Annotated in this window: 16 protein-coding genes; 4 read left to right on the forward strand and 12 right to left on the reverse strand. The window is 75.1% G+C overall.

The features are described from left to right. Positions 1–291: 291 nt before the first annotated feature. Positions 292–954 (reverse strand): LuxR C-terminal-related transcriptional regulator, encoded by a 663-nt coding sequence (locus tag ACF09K_RS21070; protein WP_392245614.1) that lies wholly within the window; start codon positions 952–954, stop codon positions 292–294. 501 nt (positions 955–1,455) lie between these two features. Further along, positions 1,456–2,124: a DUF3000 domain-containing protein gene (locus ACF09K_RS21075; RefSeq protein ID WP_392245615.1), complete on the reverse strand. Its 669-nt coding sequence runs from the start codon at positions 2,122–2,124 to the stop codon at positions 1,456–1,458. A 182-nt stretch (positions 2,125–2,306) separates the two neighbouring features. On the opposite strand from ACF09K_RS21075, the gene hemE reads away from it, so the two are divergent. Next, complete coding sequence (gene hemE, locus ACF09K_RS21080) at positions 2,307–3,374, forward strand: uroporphyrinogen decarboxylase (RefSeq protein WP_392245617.1); 1,068 nt, start codon at positions 2,307–2,309, stop codon at positions 3,372–3,374. A gap of 13 nt (positions 3,375–3,387) precedes the next feature. Here hemE and ACF09K_RS21085 read toward each other — a convergent pair whose 3' ends face one another. Further along, on the reverse strand, positions 3,388–4,194 hold the full coding sequence (locus ACF09K_RS21085) for a rhomboid family intramembrane serine protease (RefSeq protein WP_392245619.1): 807 nt from the start codon (positions 4,192–4,194) through the stop codon (positions 3,388–3,390). Positions 4,195–4,319: 125 nt separating this feature from the next. Between ACF09K_RS21085 and ACF09K_RS21090 the strand changes: the two genes are divergently transcribed. After that, complete coding sequence (locus ACF09K_RS21090) at positions 4,320–4,589, forward strand: hypothetical protein (protein WP_392245621.1); 270 nt, start codon at positions 4,320–4,322, stop codon at positions 4,587–4,589. 94 nt (positions 4,590–4,683) lie between these two features. Here the strand turns inward: ACF09K_RS21090 and ACF09K_RS21095 are convergent, their stop codons facing one another. Both ACF09K_RS21095 and ACF09K_RS21100 read right to left on the reverse strand, forming a co-directional pair. After that, a complete protein-coding gene (locus ACF09K_RS21095; protein ID WP_392245997.1) occupies positions 4,684–6,096 on the reverse strand; it encodes an FAD-dependent oxidoreductase in 1,413 nt (470 codons plus the stop codon). Positions 6,097–6,546: 450 nt separating this feature from the next. After that, on the reverse strand, positions 6,547–7,494 hold the full coding sequence (locus ACF09K_RS21100; protein ID WP_392245622.1) for a DUF4349 domain-containing protein: 948 nt from the start codon (positions 7,492–7,494) through the stop codon (positions 6,547–6,549). A 162-nt stretch (positions 7,495–7,656) separates the two neighbouring features. Here ACF09K_RS21100 and hemG point away from each other — a divergent pair, with 162 nt between their 5' ends. Both hemG and hemQ read left to right on the forward strand, forming a co-directional pair. Continuing rightward, entirely contained in the window at positions 7,657–9,111 is a 1,455-nt protein-coding gene (gene hemG / locus ACF09K_RS21105; protein ID WP_392245623.1) for a protoporphyrinogen oxidase, read from the forward strand. Between the two features lie 5 nt (positions 9,112–9,116). Beyond that, complete coding sequence (hemQ, locus tag ACF09K_RS21110) at positions 9,117–9,848, forward strand: hydrogen peroxide-dependent heme synthase (RefSeq protein ID WP_392245625.1); 732 nt, start codon at positions 9,117–9,119, stop codon at positions 9,846–9,848. Here hemQ and ACF09K_RS21115 read toward each other — a convergent pair whose 3' ends face one another. From ACF09K_RS21115 to ACF09K_RS21145, 7 genes are all read right to left on the reverse strand, one after another. Then, positions 9,849–11,492, reverse strand: coding sequence for an alpha/beta hydrolase (locus ACF09K_RS21115; RefSeq protein WP_392245627.1), 1,644 nt, complete (start codon positions 11,490–11,492; stop codon positions 9,849–9,851). A 158-nt stretch (positions 11,493–11,650) separates the two neighbouring features. Continuing rightward, on the reverse strand, positions 11,651–12,433 hold the full coding sequence (locus tag ACF09K_RS21120) for a DUF4142 domain-containing protein (protein ID WP_392245629.1): 783 nt from the start codon (positions 12,431–12,433) through the stop codon (positions 11,651–11,653). Positions 12,434–12,757: 324 nt separating this feature from the next. After that, on the reverse strand, positions 12,758–14,320 hold the full coding sequence (locus ACF09K_RS21125) for a DUF692 family multinuclear iron-containing protein (protein ID WP_392245631.1): 1,563 nt from the start codon (positions 14,318–14,320) through the stop codon (positions 12,758–12,760). A 316-nt stretch (positions 14,321–14,636) separates the two neighbouring features. Next, on the reverse strand, positions 14,637–15,338 hold the full coding sequence (locus ACF09K_RS21130) for an aminoacyl-tRNA hydrolase (protein ID WP_392245632.1): 702 nt from the start codon (positions 15,336–15,338) through the stop codon (positions 14,637–14,639). Between the two features lie 99 nt (positions 15,339–15,437). After that, positions 15,438–15,626 (reverse strand): hypothetical protein, encoded by a 189-nt coding sequence (locus ACF09K_RS21135; protein ID WP_392245634.1) that lies wholly within the window; start codon positions 15,624–15,626, stop codon positions 15,438–15,440. Positions 15,627–15,656: 30 nt separating this feature from the next. Beyond that, positions 15,657–16,538, reverse strand: a complete 882-nt coding sequence (locus ACF09K_RS21140; RefSeq protein WP_392245635.1) for a polysaccharide deacetylase family protein — start codon at positions 16,536–16,538, stop codon at positions 15,657–15,659. A gap of 97 nt (positions 16,539–16,635) precedes the next feature. Further along, positions 16,636–18,027, reverse strand: a complete 1,392-nt coding sequence (locus ACF09K_RS21145) for an alkaline phosphatase PhoX (protein ID WP_392245637.1) — start codon at positions 18,025–18,027, stop codon at positions 16,636–16,638. Between the last annotated feature and the right edge of the window lie 17 nt (positions 18,028–18,044).

The following is an 18,044-nucleotide window of genomic DNA, read 5'->3' on the forward strand; positions in this document are numbered from 1 at the left end:
TTGGGGGGGTGGGGTCCGCTGGTGGGGTTGTGGGGGGGGGGGGGGGGGCCCCCCCCGGCCGGGGCGGGGGGGCCCCCGCCGCAGGGTCGCAAACCAGTCAGGCCGGGGGAGGGGGAGGGAAACCGGCCGGGCCGACGGGAGCGAACGGGGCGAACCGGTGGGGTGGGTGAAGAACGGGGAGGGATCGGGGCGGATCGAAGGGGAGGGAAGGGAGAAGGGTGTAGGAGAGATGGAAGGGTGCGGGGGGAGGAGGGGAAAGAAGGGAGAAGGGGGGAAGGGAGTCGCAGGGGATCAGTGGATGATGCCGGTGCGCAGCGCCACCGCGACCATCCCGGCGCGGTCGCCCGTGCCGAGCTTGCGGGCGATGCGGGCGAGGTGGCTCTTGACGGTCAGCGCGGACAGGCCCATCGAGACGCCGATCGCCTTGTTGGACTGGCCTTCGGCGACCAGTCGCAGCACCTCCACCTCGCGGCCGGACAGTTCGCGGTAGCCGCCCGGGTGGCTCGGGGCACCCGGGGGGCGGCGGTGGAGGCGGGCGGCGGCCGCGCCGATGGGGGCGGCACCGGGCCGGGTGGGGAGCCCGACGTTGGTGCGGGTGCCGGTGACGACGTAGCCCTTGACGCCGCCGGCGAGGGCGTTGCGTACGGCGCCGATGTCGTCGGCGGCGGACAGGGCGAGCCCGTTGGGCCAGCCCGCGGCGCGGGTCTCCGACAGCAGGGTGAGGCCGGAGCCGTCGGGAAGGTGGACCTCGGCGACGCAGATGTCGCGGGGATTGCCGACGCGGGGACGAGCCTCCGCGACGGACGAGGCCTCGATGACATCGCGCACACCGAGCGCCCACAGATGGCGGGTGACGGTGGAACGGACGCGCGGGTCGGCCACGACCACCATGGCGGTGGGCTTGTTCGGGCGGTAGGCGACCAGGCTTGCGGGCTGCTCGAGGAGAACGGACACCAGGCCTCCTGGGAGGGGGGGGGAGGGAACGACGGGGCCGGTTCGCGGGGATGGAGCGGGGGACGAACCGTGCTTTCAAGGTCACAGTCGTCTTCGGCACCGGACCGTGGGTCCTTTAGAAAATGATCACGATCTAGTGAGTAAAAATCTGTGCAATTCGGACGCTTGATCGATCGCCCGAAGATCGAATCGGTTTGGGCGGATGTCGTATGGGATCGAAAGTGGCCGTATCGACAAAGAGATGGTCAATCGGGGCGGCCGTTCGGGGGACTCCGCGGTTGTCGGACCCGAACACGGCGTGCGAGCACGCGCGGTCGACAGGCCTCGACGGGCCTCGACGGACCGCGACGGGGTGGCGGAGCCGGTGTGAGGGGTGGGTGGGATCGGTGAAAGCCGGACGGCCGGCCAAGCCGGGAACCGGGGCAGCCGGGCAGCCCGGGAACCGGGGCAGGTCAGGGGGTGCCGGGCGGTGACGGGACCCGTCGCCGCCGGTGCGCGCGGTCAGCGCGACTGCGGCCCCCGCCGTTGCGGCAGCGTCACCACGGACGCGTCCCCCGGACCGGCCGGCGGCAGCCCCGCGACCTGCGCCAGCAGATCGCACCAGGACGCCAGGTGCGCCGCCGTGTCCGGGACCGAGCCGAGCCCCTCGCGGGGCGTCCAGGAGGCCCGGATCTCGATCTGCGAGGACGCCGGGCGTTCCGACATGCCGCCGAAGTAGTGCGAACTCGCCCGCGTGACCGTGCCGCTCGGCTCGCCGTACGTCAGGCCGCGCGCCTGGAGCGCCCCGGTCAGCCAGGACCAGCACACGTCCGGCAGCAGCGGGTCCACCGCCATCTCCTGCTCCAGCTCCGCCCGCACGAGGGTGACCAGCCGGAAGGTGCCGCGCCAGGCGTCGTGCCCGGCCGGGTCGTGCAGCAGGACCAGACGCCCGTCGGCCAGGTCCTGGTCGCCGTCCACGACCGTCGCCTCCAGCGCGTACGCGTACGGCGCGAGGCGTCGCGGGGCGGGGGTCGGCTCGATCTCGATCTGGGGCCGCAGCCGGGCGGTCCGCAGCGCGTCGACGGCGGCCCGGAAGGGCGCCGGGGCCGCCCTGCCCCCCTCCCGGTCCTCCCCGTTCCCGTCATCCATCCCGCCCGTACCGTCCGACAGTCGTCCCTGAGCCGCAGCCATGCCGGGAACATTAAGGGGAACCGAAGCTTCGCGCAGGGCAAGACACCCGTGCGCGGACCCCGGACGGCTGCGCGCTGGGCGAACAGGCGCGCGGGCGGGGGTCGTCGGCGGGCGCCGCGGGGGCGGGACGGGGCGGACCGCCGGTTTCCGCGGGCTTTCCGCGTCGTGGGAGACTTGCCGTCGTGAGCGTGAACGAGAGCCCCGCGGGCCGGCAGCCGACAGCGACGTACGACAGCCCCTTCATGAAGGCGTGCCGGCGCGAACCGGTGCCGCACACGCCCGTGTGGTTCATGCGCCAGGCCGGGCGCTCGCTGCCCGAGTACCGCAAGGTGCGCGAGGGCATCCCGATGCTCGAGTCCTGCATGCGGCCCGAGCTGGTCGCCGAGATCACCCTCCAGCCGGTGCGCCGGCACGGCGTGGACGCGGCGATCTACTTCAGCGACATCGTCGTCCCGCTCAAGGCGATCGGCCTCGACCTCGACATCAAGCCGGGCGTCGGCCCGGTCGTCGCGGAGCCGATCCGCACCCGCGCCGACCTCGCCCGGCTGCGCGACCTCACCCCCGAGGACGTCTCCTACGTCACCGAGGCCATCGGCCTGCTGACCCGCGAGCTGGGCTCCACCCCCCTCATCGGTTTCGCGGGCGCGCCCTTCACCCTCGCGAGTTACCTCGTCGAGGGCGGCCCGTCGCGCACGTACGAGAACGCCAAGGCGATGATGTACGGCGACCCCGAGCTGTGGGCCGACCTGCTGGACCGTCTCGCGGACATCACGGCCGCCTTCCTGAAGGTGCAGATCGAGGCGGGCGCGTCGGCGGTCCAGCTGTTCGACTCGTGGGTGGGCGCCCTCGCCCCGGCCGACTACCGCCGCTCGGTGATGCCGGCCTCGGTGAAGGTCTTCGAGGCCGTCGCCGGGTACGGCGTCCCGCGGATCCACTTCGGCGTCGGCACCGGCGAGCTGCTCCGGCTCATGGGCGAGGCGGGCGCGGACGTCGTCGGCGTCGACTGGCGCGTCCCGCTCGACGAGGCCGCCCGCCGCGTCGGCCCCGGCAAGGCGCTCCAGGGCAACCTCGACCCGACCGTGCTGTTCTCCTCCACGGAGGCCGTCGAGGCCAAGACCCGCGAGGTCCTCGACGCCGCCGCGGGCCTGGAGGGCCACGTCTTCAACCTCGGGCACGGCGTCATGCCGTCCACCGACCCGGACGCGCTGTCCCGCCTCGTGGAGTACGTCCACACCCGCACGGCCCGCTGACCCGCCGCCCGCCTCACCAGCCGGGCCGCGCCCTCCTGCCGAACAGCAGGCCGCGCGGCTCCGGGGGCGGCGGCGTGCCCCTCTTCAGCGGCCAGGCGAGCAGCATGCCCGCCAGGAAGCCGACGACGTGCGCCGCGTACGCCACCGTGCCCACGTCGGACACGCCCTCGCCGGAGGAGTACACCGCCTGGAGCCCGAACCAGAAGCCCAGCACCACCCAGGCCGGCAGCCGCAGCGGCAGGAAGACCAGGAACGGGACGAGCACCCACACCCTGGCCTTCGGGTACAGCACCAGATAGGCGCCCAGCACGCCCGCGATCGCTCCCGAGGCGCCGATCAGCGGGTCGGCCGAGTCGGCGTTGACGAGCGCGAAGCCGTACGACGCCGCGTAGCCGCAGGCGACGTAGAACAGCGCGAAGCGGACGTGGCCCATGCGGTCCTCGATGTTGTTGCCGAAGATCAGCAGGAACAGCATGTTGCCCAGCAGGTGCAGCCAGCCGCCGTGCAGGAACATCGCGGTCAGGACGCTGAGCACCGGGGACTTGTCGTAGCCCGGCGGCCCCAGCAGACAGCCGCCGCCGCGCACGTCCCCGGTGGGGACGAGCTGCGGGAACCGATGGTGGATCAACTCGCGCGGGACGGCCGCGTACTGATCCAGGAACGCGTGCAGGTGGCAGGTCTGCGCCAACGTGCTGTCACCCGCCACCGAGCCGGACAGGCCCGGCATGAACAGGAACACGAAGACGTTCACGGCGATCAGCGCATACGTCACCACGGGGGTGCGGCGCGCGGGATTCACGTCATGGACGGGGATGACCACAAGGAAGTACTGCCCCCGATCCGTTCGGTGAACCGGTGAACGCGGTTCCCCGCGGACGCGTATGAACCGGCAACCGCCCGCGGCACTGGGAAGGCGGACCGCGGGAACGACGTGAGGAACAGGCGATGAACGACAGGGTGACCCCTCCGATGCACGCCACGCCCGACGGTGAGGCGGAGATCGCGCTGGTGATCAGACTGCCCTGGGAGGACGTGGCCCGGCTCGGCCAGGAGGCGGGGCGGCTGGCCGCGCAGCACCAGCGGCCGGTGACCCTCGACGAGGCCGTCAGCCACCGCCTGCGGTCCCGGCCGGCGCCGGCGGCGCACGCGAAGCCGACGGCCGAGCAGCAGCCTCCGGCGGTCTCCGCGCTGCCGAGGCTGACCGGGACCGCTTAGGCCGGGACCGCTTAGGCCGAGGCCGTGCGGGCCGGGACCGTGCGGGTCGGGGCCGTGCGGGCCGGATGCGCGAGGGCGGCCGCTGCCGCTGCCGCTATCCCCGTGCGTCGCGCACCTTCGCGGCCGCCTTCCGCGCCGCCACCAGCACCGGGTCCCACACCGGGCTGAACGGCGGGGCGTAGCCCAGGTCCAGGGTGGTCATCTGTTCGGCCGTCATGCCCGCCGTCAGGGCCACCGCCGCGATGTCGACGCGCTTGCCCGCACCCTCCCTGCCGACGATCTGCACGCCGAGGAGGCGGCCCGTGCGGCGTTCGGCGAGCATCTTGACGGTCATGGGGGAGGCGCCGGGGTAGTAGCCGGCCCGGCTGGTGGACTCGACGGTGACCGCCTCGTACCGCAGGCCCGCCCTGCGCGCGTCCTTCTCGCGCAGGCCCGTGCGGGCGATCTCCAGGTCACAGACCTTGCTGACGGCGGTGCCGACGACGCCGGGGAAGGTGGCGTAGCCGCCGCCGACGTTGGTGCCGATGATCTGGCCGTGCTTGTTGGCGTGGGTGCCGAGGGGGATGTGGCGTTCCTGGCCGGAGACCAGGTCGAGGACCTCGACGCAGTCGCCGCCGGCCCAGACGTTCTCGTGGCCGCGCACCCGCATCGCCCGGTCGGTGAGGAGACCGCCGTGGGCGCCGAGCGGCAGTCCGGCGGCCTCGGCGAGGGCGGTCTCCGGGCGGACGCCGATGCCGAGGACCACCACGTCCGCCGGGTACTCGGCGTCCGCCGTGACGACCGCCCGCACCCGGCCGTCGTCACCGGTGAGCAGCCCGGTGACCTCGGCGTCGTTCACCATGGTGATGCCGAGGCCCTCCATGGCCTCGTGCACCAGCCGGCCCATGTCCGGGTCGAGCGTGGACATCGGCTCGCCGCCCCGGTTGACGACCGTCACCAGGTAGCCCCGCTTGATGAGCGCCTCGGCCATCTCCACGCCGATGTAGCCCGCCCCGACCACCACGGCGTGCCGCCCGCGGGCGCGGGTGCGCGCGAGCGAGTCGAGCAGTTCCTGCCCGTCGTCGAGCGTCTGCACCCCGTGCACCCCCTCGGCGTCGGCCCCCGGCATGTCCGGCCGGATCGGCCGGGCCCCGGTGGCGATCACGAGGTCGTCGTACGACGTCCAGGACTCCGCCCCCGAGTCGACGTCACGCGCGCGCACCCGCTGCCGGCCGAGGTCGATCTCCGTGACCTCGGTGCGCAGGCGCAGGTCGATCCCGCGCGCGCGGTGCTCCTGCGGCGTGCGGGCGATCAGATCGTCCCGCTCCTCGACGTCACCGCCCACCCAGTACGGGATGCCGCAGGCCGAGTAGGACGTGAAGTGGCCGCGCTCGAAGGCCACGACGTCCAGTTCCCCGGGCCCCCTCAGCCGACGGGCCCGGGACGCCGCCGACATGCCCGCGGCGTCGCCGCCGATCACGACCAGCCGCTTCCGCCCGGCCGCCCCGGGGCGCGCGCTCTCGCTCATGCTCATGCGGACACGCTACGGGGCGGACGCCACGGCACCCCGCCCGCCCTCGCCCCCACCGGGCCGACCGGGTCACGGACTTGACGGTCCATCCGGCCCGCCCCCCACACCTCCGGAGACGGCGGGAGACCGTCGGCCGGGAGACGTCGAAGGGCCGGTGAGGCCGCACACGCGGGCCTCGCCGCCCTCGGGAGAGGGCAACCGCAACCGCAGCCGGACCGGGGCCGACGGCGGACAGCGGACAGCGCCTCGGGCGTCCGCGACGGCTCGGCCGGGGTCTCCCCGCCGAGCGGCTCGCGGACCGCCGGCGCGCAGCACGCGCCGGGCCGACGGCCCGCTTCTCGGGCCCGGCCGGCTTCCGGGGCGCGCCGCGGCCGCAGGGTGCCGACGCCCGGGGCGGCGCGGGGCCCTGGAGCCGGGCCCCGAAGAGGTCCGGCGCCGCCCGCCCGCTCAGTCCCGGTCGGCCGTCCGCCCCTCGGGCTCGGCCGGGTGGGCCGCCCGGCGTCGGGGGCGCAGCAGCCGCAGCCACACCAGCAGTGCCAGGGCGAGCACCGCGGCGAACGGCAGCACCGCGCCGAACGCGATCGCGATCCAGCGCAGCATCGTCACGAACGCGTCCCAGCCGCCGGCCAGCGCGTCCACGAACCCGGGGTCGTCGTCCCCGGCCTCGACCGGCACGGGTTTCTCGGACAGGGTCAGCGTGATCGTGGCCATGCTGGTGCGGTCCTTCAGGGACGCCTGCTGGGCGAGCAGGGCCTCCAGGTCGGCCTCCCGGCGGCTCAGTTCGCCCTCCAGGGTGACCACGTCGCTCAGCTTCGTCGCCCGGTCCATCAGCGCGCGGACGCGGGTCACGCTGGCCCGCTGCGAGGTGATCCGGCTCTCCACGTCGACGACCTGGTCGGTGACGTCCTGGGCCTTCGCCGTGCGCTCCAGGAGCTTGCCCGCCCCCTGCAGCCCGGCCAGGACGTCGTCGTACTCCTCCACCGGCACGCGCAGGACGACGCGGGTCTCCTCGGCACCGTCCTCGTCGTGGACGGTCGTCTCGTCGCCGATGTAGCCGCCCGCGTTCTCGGTGGTGGCGCGCGCCCGGTCGAGGGCCTTGGTCACGTTCTCGACCCGCACGGTCAGGGTGGCGGTGCGGATGATGCGGCTGACGGACGGCTTCGGCGCCGCGGTGGCCCGCGACCCGCCCGCGCCCGAGTCCGCACCGGACTTGGCGCCCGCGCCCGACCCGGCGTCCTCGGCGGGCCGCGCCGCGCCGGCCTCCGGGCCGGCCGCCTTGTCGGAAGTGCTGCCCGCCCCCGTGTCGTTCGCGCCGCACCCGGTGAGGGCGACGGCGGCCGCGAGCAGGACGCCCGCCAGGGCGTGGGCCGGTCGTACGGAACGTCGTGTGCGCATGTGGGCGTACCCCCCGAGGGTTCGGCGACGGCTGACGGTCCTTCGACGCCGGGGCGGGGCGCGACGTTCGGCCGCGACGGTCCCGAAGCGGTCACGGTCGGGACTCGGTGGGGCCACATGGCCCTGGCCGGAGCGCCGGTGGGGTCTGAGAGAGTGGGGGGCATGAGCGCAACGGGTACGAGCACGGAGCACGTCGTCGTGGTGGGAGCCGGGATCGCGGGCCTGGCGGCCGCCCACCGGCTGCTGGGGCGCGGCGCGCGCGTCACCGTGCTGGAGGCGTCCGAACGGGTCGGCGGCAAGCTCCTGCCCGGCGAGATCGCGGGGGTCCGGGTCGACCTGGGCGCCGAGTCGATGCTCGCCCGCCGTCCCGAGGCGGTGACCCTCGCGCGCGAGGCGGGCCTGGGCGAGCGCCTGCAGCCGCCGGCCACCGCCACCGCCTCCGTCTGGACCCGCGGCGCCCTGCGCCCCATGCCCAAGGGCCACGTCATGGGCGTCCCCGGCACCGCCGCCGCGCTCGCCGGCCTCCTCTCCGACGAGGGCCTCGCCCGGATCGCCCGGGACGCCGACCTGCCCCGCACGGAGATCGGCGAGGACGTGGCCGTCGGGGAGTACGTGGCGGCCCGCCTGGGCCGCGAGGTCGTCGACCGCCTGGTGGAGCCGCTCCTCGGCGGGGTCTACGCCGGTGACGCCTACCGCATCTCGATGCGCTCGGCCGTCCCGCAGCTGTTCGAGGCCGCGCGCACCCACCGCTCGCTGACGGAGGCCGTCCGCGACATCCAGGCGAAGGCCGCCGCCCACCAGCGGACCGGACCCGTGTTCCTGGGCATCGAGGGCGGCGTCGGCTCGCTGCCGCTCGCGGTGGCCGCGTCCGTCGGAGCGCGCGGCGGCGAGATCCTCACGCGCACGCCGGTGAGCGCCCTGCGCCGCGACCCGGCCGGCGGCTGGCGCGTCACCGCCGGCGACCGGGTCCTGCACGCCGACGGCGTCGTCGTCGCCGTCCCCGCCCCCGCCGCCGCCACGCTGCTCGCCGCCGAGTCCCCCGGGGCCGCCGCCGAACTGCGCACCGTCGAGTACGCCTCGATGGCCCTCGTCACCCTCGCCTTCCGCCGCTCCGAGGCCGTCCTGCCCGACGGCAGCGGATTCCTCGTCCCGCCCGTCGACGGCCGCACCGTCAAGGCGTCCACGTTCGCCTCGCGCAAGTGGGGCTGGATCGCCGACGAGGACCCGGACGTGACCGTGCTGCGCACCTCCGTCGGGCGGTACGGCGAGACGGAGGTCCTGGAGCGCTCCGACGCCGGACTCGTCGACGTCTCGCGCCACGACCTGAAGGCCGCCGTCGGCCTGGACGCCACGCCCCTGGAGACCCGCGTCACCCGCTGGACGGACGGCCTGCCCCAGTACCCCGTGGGCCACCACGCGCGCGTGGCCCGCGTCCGCGAGCACCTCGCGAAGCTCCCCGGCCTCGCGGTGTGCGGCGCGGCCTACGACGGCGTCGGCATCCCCGCCTGCATCGCGAGCGCGTACGCGGCGGCCGACGCGACCGGCGGCGACGGGAGCACCGCGCGCGAGCTGACGGCCAACCCCGTGCAAAGTCTGCACGGCGGAGCGGGAGAATGAGAACCATGAGTGACGACGCCCCCACCACCGAGCCCGGCAGGATCCCGAACAAGGGCAAGCTGGCCAAGGACCTCAACGAGGTCATCCGCTACACGCTGTGGTCCGTCTTCAAGCTGAAGGACGCCCTTCCCGAGGACCGCACCGGCTACGCCGACGAGGTCCAGGAGCTGTTCGACCAGCTCGCCGCCAAGGACGTCACGGTCCGCGGCACCTACGACCTGTCCGGCCTGCGCGCCGACGCGGACCTGATGATCTGGTGGCACGCCGAGACCAGCGACCAGCTCCAGGAGGCGTACAACCTCTTCCGCCGCACCCGGCTGGGCCGCGCCCTGGAGCCGGTCTGGTCGAACATGGCGCTGCACCGCCCCGCCGAGTTCAACCGCTCGCACATCCCGGCGTTCCTCGCCGACGAGACGCCGCGCGACTACATCAGCGTCTACCCGTTCGTGCGCAGCTACGACTGGTACCTGCTGCCCGACGAGGACCGCCGCCGCATGCTCGCCGACCACGGCAAGATGGCCCGCGGCTACCCGGACGTCCGCGCCAACACGGTCGCCTCGTTCTCCCTCGGCGACTACGAGTGGATCCTCGCCTTCGAGGCCGACGAGCTGTACCGCATCGTCGACCTCATGCGTCACCTGCGCGGCTCCGAGGCGCGGCTGCACGTCCGCGAGGAGGTCCCGTTCTACACCGGCCGTCGCAGGGACGTCGCCGAACTGGTCGCGGGCCTCGCCTGATCAGCGCGCCGGCCGGACGGCCGCCGCCTTCCCGGCGCGGCCGGCCGGCCGCGGTTCCGCGTGCGGGGCGCAGGCCGCGCGCCGGGCCGGCAGCCGCCCCTGGAGCAGGTAGGCCTCCAGGTGGCCGTTGACGCAGGGGTTCGGTCCGCCCGCGATGCCGTGGGTGCCGGCGTCGCGCTCCGTCACCAGCACCGAGCCCGTCAGCCGCCGGTGCAGCTCCAGGGCCCCGTCGTAGGGTGCCGCGGCGTCCCGTTCGGCCGCCAGGATCAGCGTCGCGGGCAGCTCGCCCGGCCCGGTCCGCACGTCCGGCGGCTGCTGCCGGGGCGCCGGCCAGTACGCGCACGGCAGGTTCGCCCACACGTTGTCCCAGGTCTCGAACGGCGCCACCCGCGCGAGCCGGGTGTTGTCCCGGTCCCACACCCGGAAGTCCGTCGGCCACGGCCCGTCGTTGCACTCCACGGCCGTGTAGACGGCGTTCGCGTTCTCCGCCTCCGCCGCCGCCTCCGGGGCCGGCGCGGCCAGCGCGATCAGCCGCTTCGGATCGCCCTTCAGGTACGCCGACAGCGCCTCGGCGCGCGAGGGCCAGTAGTCGTCGTAGTAACCGGCCTGGAGGAACGCGCCCTGCAACTGCGCGGGACCCACCCGGCCGCCGGCCGGCTTGGCGGTCAGCCGCGCCCGCGCCCGCTCGTAACTGCGCAGCACCGCCTTCGGGGTGCCGCCCAGCCCGTACACCCGGTCGTGCCGGGCGACCCACTCGCGGAAGTCCTCCCAGCGGCTCTCGAACGCCGCCGACTGGCCGAGGTTGTTGCGGTACCAGATCCGCGCCGGGTCCGGGTTCACCGCCGCGTCGAACACCATCCGCCGCACGTGCGAGGGGAACAGCGTCGCGTACAGCGCCCCGAAGTAGGTGCCGTACGACGCCCCCAGGAACGTCAGCCGGTCCTCGCCCAGCGCGGCCCGCAGGACGTCCAGGTCGCGGGCGTTGTTCAGCGAGTGGTAGTGCCGCAGCGCGTCGCCCGTCCGCCGCGCGCAGCCCCGCGCGTACGCCTTCGCCCGCGCGATCCGCTCCCGCTTGTACGCCTGCGAGGGGTGCGTCGGCGCGGGGGCGGGCCCCTTGAAGAAGGTCTTCGGGTCCTCGCAGGACAGCGGGGCCGAGCGGCCGACCCCGCGCGGGTCGTACCCCACCAGGTCGTAGGCGGCGCCGAGTCGCTTCCACGCGGGAACCATGCCGGCCAGCGGGAAGTACAGTCCCGAGGCGCCCGGCCCGCCCGGGTTGAAGACCAGCGCACCCTGCCGGGGCACGCGGTGCTTGCTGTTGTGCGGGTCGCGGTGGGTGGCCCGGACCCGGCTGACGGCCAGTCGGAGCTGCTCGCCGTCGGGCCGCGCGTAGTCGAGCGGCACGCTGACGGTGCCGCACTCGACGCCGGCCGGCAGGTCCGGCACGCCGGAGCAGGCGCCGAAGGCGATGCCCTTCGCCGCGGCCCGCTCGGCGGCGAGCACGACCCCCGCGACACCGGGGACGGCACCGGGGGCGGCTCCAGGGACGGCACCGGGGACGGCACCGGGGGTCCCGCCCGCGGGGACGGCGGACAGGAGGGTCAGGAGCAGGGCTCCCGTGGCCGAGTGGAGGACGGCTGCTCTCATCGGGTGTCCCTTCGGGGCGCGGCGGCGACAGAAGGGATGCTTGGCGCGCCCGTCGGCGAAGGCAAGCACCGCACGAGGGTGTCGGCGCCGATGCCCCTCGTGCGCCCCCGGGGAACCCGGACGCGCCGGGGCGCACGAGGCCGGACTCGTGCGCCGGGTCAGGAACCGCCGGACGGCGGCGGGCCGGTCGCGGCCGGCGGGAGCGGGGGGCCCGACGGTGAGGACGGGGCGAGCGGCACGACCGTTCCCGGGTCGGCGACCGGGCCGGGCGGAGCGGGGGAGCGGGTGACCGGCGGGGTGCCGCCCGCCGCCAGATCCCGGGCGAGGCGGGCGAAGTCGACGCGGCCGGTGGCCTCCAGGACCTTGATGTGGTCCAGGACCGTGGTGTTGGCGTCGTCGGCGAGGTCGCGCACCAGCACGTTCTGGGTGCCCGCCCGCACCTGCGCGACGACGGAGAACACCCGGCCGTGCGCGAGGCGCAGGATGTTGGCGAACTCCCGGTCGAAGTCCTCGCCCCGCGCCGCGTCCAGTTCCTCCAGCCAGTCCTGCTGCTGGTCGGTGGGCTCGTTCGGCAGGGCGAGCCCGAGCTGCGCGGCGACCGTGCGCACCCGCTCGTCCAGGAAGGCGTGCCCCTCGACGAGGTGCCGTCCCGCCGTCCGCACGGCCTCCGTCGTGCCCTCGGCCTGCGCCTGCCGGCCCGCCGGCAGCTCCCACAGCCCGGCCAGCCGCACCTTGGTGACGAAGTCGCGGTCGAGCCCGGACAGCGGCCCGTACGGCGTCGCCACGGTCTCGGCGTCCAGCACGTCGACGCCGGTGCCGGTCCGGTCCTCGTAGGACCAGAGGGGGAGGAGCAGCGCGACGAGCGTCGCGGCCAGGCCGACGACGATGAGCCCGGTGCCGCTGAAGATGCCTCTGCCCCTGATCGGGGGTCGGGGTCGCATGGTGCCTCCTGCTCACGGCACCGCACGCGCGTGCTTCGGGTGCGGACTTCGGGTGCGGGGTGGGCATATTACTTCGCCCGCGGACGCAACCGCCGCCCGAGGGGCAAACGCCGTGCCTCGGGCTTCCGGTGTGAAATCCCCTCCGGGAACATGCGGCAAAAGGGCGGAAAACGTAGGGAAACGCTCGCCGGGAGGGTCGGCCGGCCCCGGTGTTACCCCCGGCACACTCGGACGCGGGGTCTCCCGACGCTTTCGACGCGGGGGTCTCCCGACGGCTTCGGCGGGGGGCTTCCGACGGCTTCGACGGCCGGGGTGCGGCCCCGGTCACCGGCCGATCGGCGAGCGCCCCGTTCGTCCCAGCCGTCCCAGCCGCCTCAGCCGGGACAGCGGCCTCGGCGCCGGGCCCGAGCGGTCCAGCCACCAGCGCCGCAGTTCGCGCCGGGCCCGGCCCGGTGCCGGCCGCCCGTCCAGCAGCAACCGCTCGGCGAAGTCCAGGGCGTCCTGCCGGTAGCCGCCGCGCATCGGGTGGCGCTGGGCATGGGCGAGGAACGCGGACCGGTAGTCGGCGCCCAGGATCAGGGGCAGCTCCGGCGCCAGCTTCGCCACCACGTCGGCCCGCTTCGCGGCCAGCGCGCGGGCCTGCACGCCGAGCCGCACCCGGTCGAAGCCCTCCGGGGCGGGCGTCCCGGCCACCAGCGCGGACAACAGGGCGGCCTGGGCGAGCCCGAGCCGCTGCCGCGTGGCGTCGCCGACGGCCGACGGCTCGGTCTCCCCGGCCTCCGTCTCCTGCCGTGCCGTCCGCTCGGCTTCCGTCTCCTGCCGTGCCGTCCCCTCGGCCTCGGCCTCCTGTCGTGCCGTCCCCTCGACTTCCGCTTTCCGCCGTGTCGTCCGCCCGGCTTCCGCCGCGGGTGGTTCCGCTTCCCCGGTCCCCGTGGTGGACGGTCCTGCCGTCTCCGGACCGGTGGCCGGCGGCTCGCTCTTCCCGGTCCCCGCCGCGCGTGGTCCCGCTTCCCCGGTCCCCGCGGCCGGCACCTCCCGCGGCGCGGTCGCCACCCGCCGGCGCGCCCCCAGCTCCACCGCCTCCCGGATCGCGCCCACCTCCCCCTCCAGTTCCCCGGGTGCGGGGAAGTTCTCGTCGCGCTCCAGCAGCACCCCCGGCGGGGTGACGCGGGAGGTGAGGTCGGTCAGGATGTCCAGGACGGGACGCGGCACCGGATGCGCGTGGCTGTCGTGCCAGACGCCGTCCCGTTCGAAGCCGCCCGCGACATGGACGTACGCGATGGCCTCCAGCGGAAGCTCGGCGAGCGCCTCGGCGGGGTCCTCGCCGCGGTTCACGTGGTTGGTGTGCAGGTTGGCCACGTCGACGAGCAGCAGGACGCCCGTGCGGTCGGCCAGCTCGTACAGGAACTGCCCCTCCGTCATCTCCTCGCCGGGCCAGGCGAGCAGCGCCGCGATGTTCTCCACGGCGAGCGGCACGGGCAGCGACTCCTGCGCGACGCGCACGTTCTCGCACAGCACGTCCAGCGCGTCCCGGGTGCGCGGCACGGGCAGCAGGTGCCCGGCCTCCAGCCCGGGCGTCGCGGTCAGCGGACCGCCCGCCCGGACGAACGCGATGTGCTCGGTGACCAGCGGCGAGCCCAGTGCCTCGGCCCGTGCGGCGAGCGCGGCCAGCCGCCCCGCGTCGGGCCGGTCGGCGCCGCCGAGGCCGAGCGAGACGCCGTGCGGCACGACGGTGACCCCGCGTTCGCGCAGCCGCAGCAGGGACGCGGGGAGGTGACCGGGGCAGACGTTCTCGGCCACGGCCTCGACCCAGTCGATGCCCGGCATGCGCTCCACGGCGTCCGCGATCTCCGGCCGCCAGCCGATTCCCGTACCGAGCCGCGTCATGGCCCCCTCCTTCATCGCCGACCCCCCGGCGTGGTGACCGGGATATGACCCCGCCGGCCGGGCCCGAACCGCCGGCGGCGCTCCTTCAGAGCAACATTTGAGGTTCGGCCGCGCCCCCCGCACGGCCGGCCCGGCCCCGGGAAGTACGGGGGAGCGGCCCGCCCGGTTCACCGGGGGAGGGAAGGAGGCACGGCGGGACGCGGTGAAGGCGGGAGGGAGCGAAGGCGGGACCGGCCCGGTCGCACCGGCACCGGCACCGGTGACGGCATCGGTGACGGCCTCGGCATCGGTGACGGCACCGGCGACGGCGCCGCCGTCATCGCGAGCGCAGCGCCGGGTGTTCCGCGACCACCGTGCAGCTGCCCGGCGCGATCTCGGTGAACCCCGCGTCCCGCACCAGCGGCAGACCGCTCGCCGTCAGCTCACGCCAGCGCCCGGGCTCCGCGGTGCGCACGGCCAGCGGGAAACCCGCCTCGCGCCACGCCGACCGCTCCGCGTCGGACAGTTCCCACCAGGCGAGCTGCGCGCCGTGCCCGGCCTGCGCCATGGCCTTGCCCGCCGACATCTCCACCTCGGGGCTCATCCACAGCACCGGCACCCCCGGAGCGGCCGGCGACGGCTCCCGCGGGTCGTCGAGGTCGGTCCCCGACACCTGGAGCTTCGCCAGCTCCTTCGGCCACCCGTCCAGCGGCACCGGCACGAACACCCGCACCTCCGCCGTCCTTCCGGTCACGGTGATCCCGGGCAGTTCCCCGGCCCGCCGCCACTCGGCCCCGCGGGCCCGCCGCACGACCTTGCGGATGCGGGCGTCCTGCCAGTCCCGTACGGCCCGCGCCCACTCGCCCTCCCCGCGGGCCCGCTCGTCGCTCAGGAGCACGAGCACGGCCCGGGCGGCCGTCTCGAGCGCGTCGGTGCGGCCGGGCGGGTCGGTCTTCTCCAACCGCACAACGAGGGGAAGGACGAACTGCGGCGCCTGGTCACGCGGATTCGGCTCGGTCTGGAACGGGCTCTCACTCACCCGGCGCAGGGTACTGGACAGGACCGGCGCGACCGGCGCGACCCCGGACCCCGGTCACCGGCCCCCCTGGTCACCCCCCGGCCGCCGTGCGGCCGGAGCTCAGCCCGAACAGGCCGTCCGCTGGGCCTCCTGCCACTCGCACACGGGGCACAGCGTGATCCCCCTGTACGACCGCGGGTACTCCGTCGGCTCGCGGCACAGCACGCACTCCGCGTACGGCGGCCCCCCGGTCCCGGGCGGCCCGGTCACGTCGATCCGGCAGGAGGCGCCGTCGCTGTCGTCGCTCATGACCCCAGCGTACGAGAGCGGCGGGAGGACTCAGCGGCGGCCGCCCGCGGCGTCGATCAGCTCGGACACCTTCACGAACCGGTAGCCCCGGCGGCGCAGTTCGGGCACGATCGCGCGCACCGCCCGCTCGGTGACCGGGGCGGCGCTGCGCGTGCAGTGCATGACCACCACCGATCCCGGCCGCACGCCCTCCAGGACCTGCCGGGCCACCGCGTCCGCGTCGGTGGCGAAGGCGTCGCCGCTCACCACGTCCCACTGCACCGCCGTCACGCCGGTGCCGCTCACCGCGCGCAGCGCCTCCCCGTCGTAACAGCCGCCCGGAAAGCGGAAGTACGGCATCGCCTCCGGGACCCCGGCCGCGCGGAAGGCCGCGTAGGCCCGTTCCACGTCCGCCCGCATCGCCTCGCGCTCCACGGTCGGCAGGCCGTAGCAGTCGTCGGTGAAGGCGTAGTGGCTGTAGGAGTGGTTGGCGACCTCGAAGAGCGGGTCCCGGCCGATGGCGCGGGCCTGGGCCGGGTACTCCTCGGCCCACCGGCCGGTCATGAACACGGTCGCCGGCACCTTCAACGTGCGCAGGGCCGCGATCAGTCCGGGATTGTCGAAGTGCTCGCCGGCCGCCGCCCGCGCCCCCTGGCCGGCGGTCATGTCGGCGTCGAAGGTGAGGGCGACGGTCTTGTCGCGGGTGCGGGGCGCGTGCGCGAAGACGGGAGCCAGGCCGGCCGGGCCCGGCGCGAGAGTGGGCGGCCGGGACGCGGCGGGCGAGGGACGGCCGGTGGAGGACCGGTCGGCGGAGGGCCGGCCGGGGGCCGGGCGGTCGGCGCGGGGTGCCTCGGCGGTGCCGCAGGCGGCGAGCACGGCACCGAGGACACCGAGGGCGCCGACGGTGGCGAGACGGCGTACGGGAGGGATCACCGTATGAAGCTACGAGCGACCAAGCCCTGATCGTGTGTAAATATGCGCGCGCCTCGTGCCGTGTCACCCGCCCGGATCACCCGCCCGGATCACCCGTCTACCGGCGCCAGGGGCCCGTCACCGCGAACGTCGTCCCCGGCGTGTAGCAGTTGACGTACATCGTCCGGCCGTCGGGCGAGAAGGTGACGCCGGCGAACTCGCCCCACTCGGGCTCCTGCGGTGTGCCGCCCGCCGCGGTGGCGGCCGGTGTGATCGCCTGGCGTCCGCGTGCCATCGCGTAGACCTCGCCGCCCCGCGTCACCCCGAAGACGTGCTGGGCGCCGTTGCCGTCCTCGCAGACCATCAGGCCGCCGCTCGGGGCGAGGCAGATGTTGTCGGGGGACTCGCCCGGCAGCCGGACGTCCGTGTCCGGGCCGAAGACGATCACCAGGGTCAGCCGGCGGCGGGCCGGGTCGTAGCGCCAGATCTGGCCGAAGTGGTCGGCCGCCGAACCGTCCGTGGCGCGGGCGAACGACGACACGAAGTACACGCACCGCCCGCCCCAGTAGCAGCCCTCCAGCTTCTGCGCGTGCGTGACGCCCTTCGGGCCGAAGTCCTGGAGCCTGATCGGGGTCCCGGCGGCCAGCGGGTCGGGTACGTCGACCCACTCGACGCCGTCGAAACCCGTGCCAGTCTCCTGGACCGACGACAGGTCCGGTACGCCCGGCACGCGCATCGCCTGGAGCCGGCCGCCCGCGCGCAGCGAGCCCACGCCGCCCAGCGGCTTCTCGGGCAGGAAGCGGTAGAACAGGCCGAAGGGCTCGAGGAAGGCGTCCTCCGTCTCGTAGACGATCCCCAGGTGCGGGTCGACCGCGACCGCCTCGTGCTGGAAACGGCCCATCGCGGTCAGGGGGACCGCCCCGGTGCGGCGCGGGTCGGACGGGTCGACCTCGAAGACGAAGCCGTGGTCCTCGGTGTAGCCGTTGGTGCCGGCCCTGTCCTCGGTCTCCTCGCAGGTCAGCCAGGTGTGCCACGGGGTGGGCCCGCCCGCGCAGTTGACGGCCGTGCCGGCGATCGCGACCCGCTCGGCGAGCACCCGGTTGCCGGGGTCCAGCGTCAGCGCCGTACAGCCGCCCTTGCCGGCCGGGTCGTAGGTCAGGCCGGCCACGGTGGGGACCGCGTGCCGGGCGGTGGGGCGGTTCTCGTGGTTGCGGACCAGGTGGACGCGGCCGTTCCGGCCGGGGAGGGCCGTCATGCCGTCGTGGTTCGAGGGGACGGGGCCCTCTCCGGAGCGCAGCGGGTCGCCCTCGCGCGACAGGACCCGGTAGCGGAAACCTTCCGGCAGATCGAGCAGGCCGTGCGGGTCGGGCACGAGGGGGCCGTAGCCGCTGTGGCCGAGGTCCCGGGCGGCGGCCGTACCGGCGAAGAGTTCGGACAGCGCCCCGGAGAAGGCGATGCCCGCTCCCAGGGCACCGGTGCGGGCGAGGATCTGACGACGGGTCGCGGACATGGGGTGACCTTCCTGCT

Source organism: Streptomyces sp. NPDC014882 (assembly GCF_043081325.1).
Classification (GTDB): Bacteria; Actinomycetota; Actinomycetes; order Streptomycetales; family Streptomycetaceae; genus Streptomyces.

Excerpts from the sequence above, each read along its gene's own strand:
- ACF09K_RS21075 (WP_392245615.1), bottom strand. The coding sequence starts at position 2,124 with ATGGCTGCGGCTCAGGGACGACTGTCGGACGGTACGGGCGGGATGGAT.
- ACF09K_RS21090 (WP_392245621.1), top strand. The coding sequence starts at position 4,320 with ATGAACGACAGGGTGACCCCTCCGATGCACGCCACGCCCGACGGTGAG.
- ACF09K_RS21095 (WP_392245997.1), bottom strand. The coding sequence starts at position 6,096 with ATGAGCGAGAGCGCGCGCCCCGGGGCGGCCGGGCGGAAGCGGCTGGTC.
- ACF09K_RS21100 (WP_392245622.1), bottom strand. The coding sequence starts at position 7,494 with ATGCGCACACGACGTTCCGTACGACCGGCCCACGCCCTGGCGGGCGTC.
- hemG (WP_392245623.1), top strand. The coding sequence starts at position 7,657 with ATGAGCGCAACGGGTACGAGCACGGAGCACGTCGTCGTGGTGGGAGCC.
- hemQ (WP_392245625.1), top strand. The coding sequence starts at position 9,117 with ATGAGTGACGACGCCCCCACCACCGAGCCCGGCAGGATCCCGAACAAG.
- ACF09K_RS21115 (WP_392245627.1), bottom strand. The coding sequence starts at position 11,492 with ATGAGAGCAGCCGTCCTCCACTCGGCCACGGGAGCCCTGCTCCTGACC.
- ACF09K_RS21120 (WP_392245629.1), bottom strand. The coding sequence starts at position 12,433 with ATGCGACCCCGACCCCCGATCAGGGGCAGAGGCATCTTCAGCGGCACC.
- ACF09K_RS21125 (WP_392245631.1), bottom strand. The coding sequence starts at position 14,320 with ATGACGCGGCTCGGTACGGGAATCGGCTGGCGGCCGGAGATCGCGGAC.
- ACF09K_RS21135 (WP_392245634.1), bottom strand. The coding sequence starts at position 15,626 with ATGAGCGACGACAGCGACGGCGCCTCCTGCCGGATCGACGTGACCGGG.
- ACF09K_RS21145 (WP_392245637.1), bottom strand. The coding sequence starts at position 18,027 with ATGTCCGCGACCCGTCGTCAGATCCTCGCCCGCACCGGTGCCCTGGGA.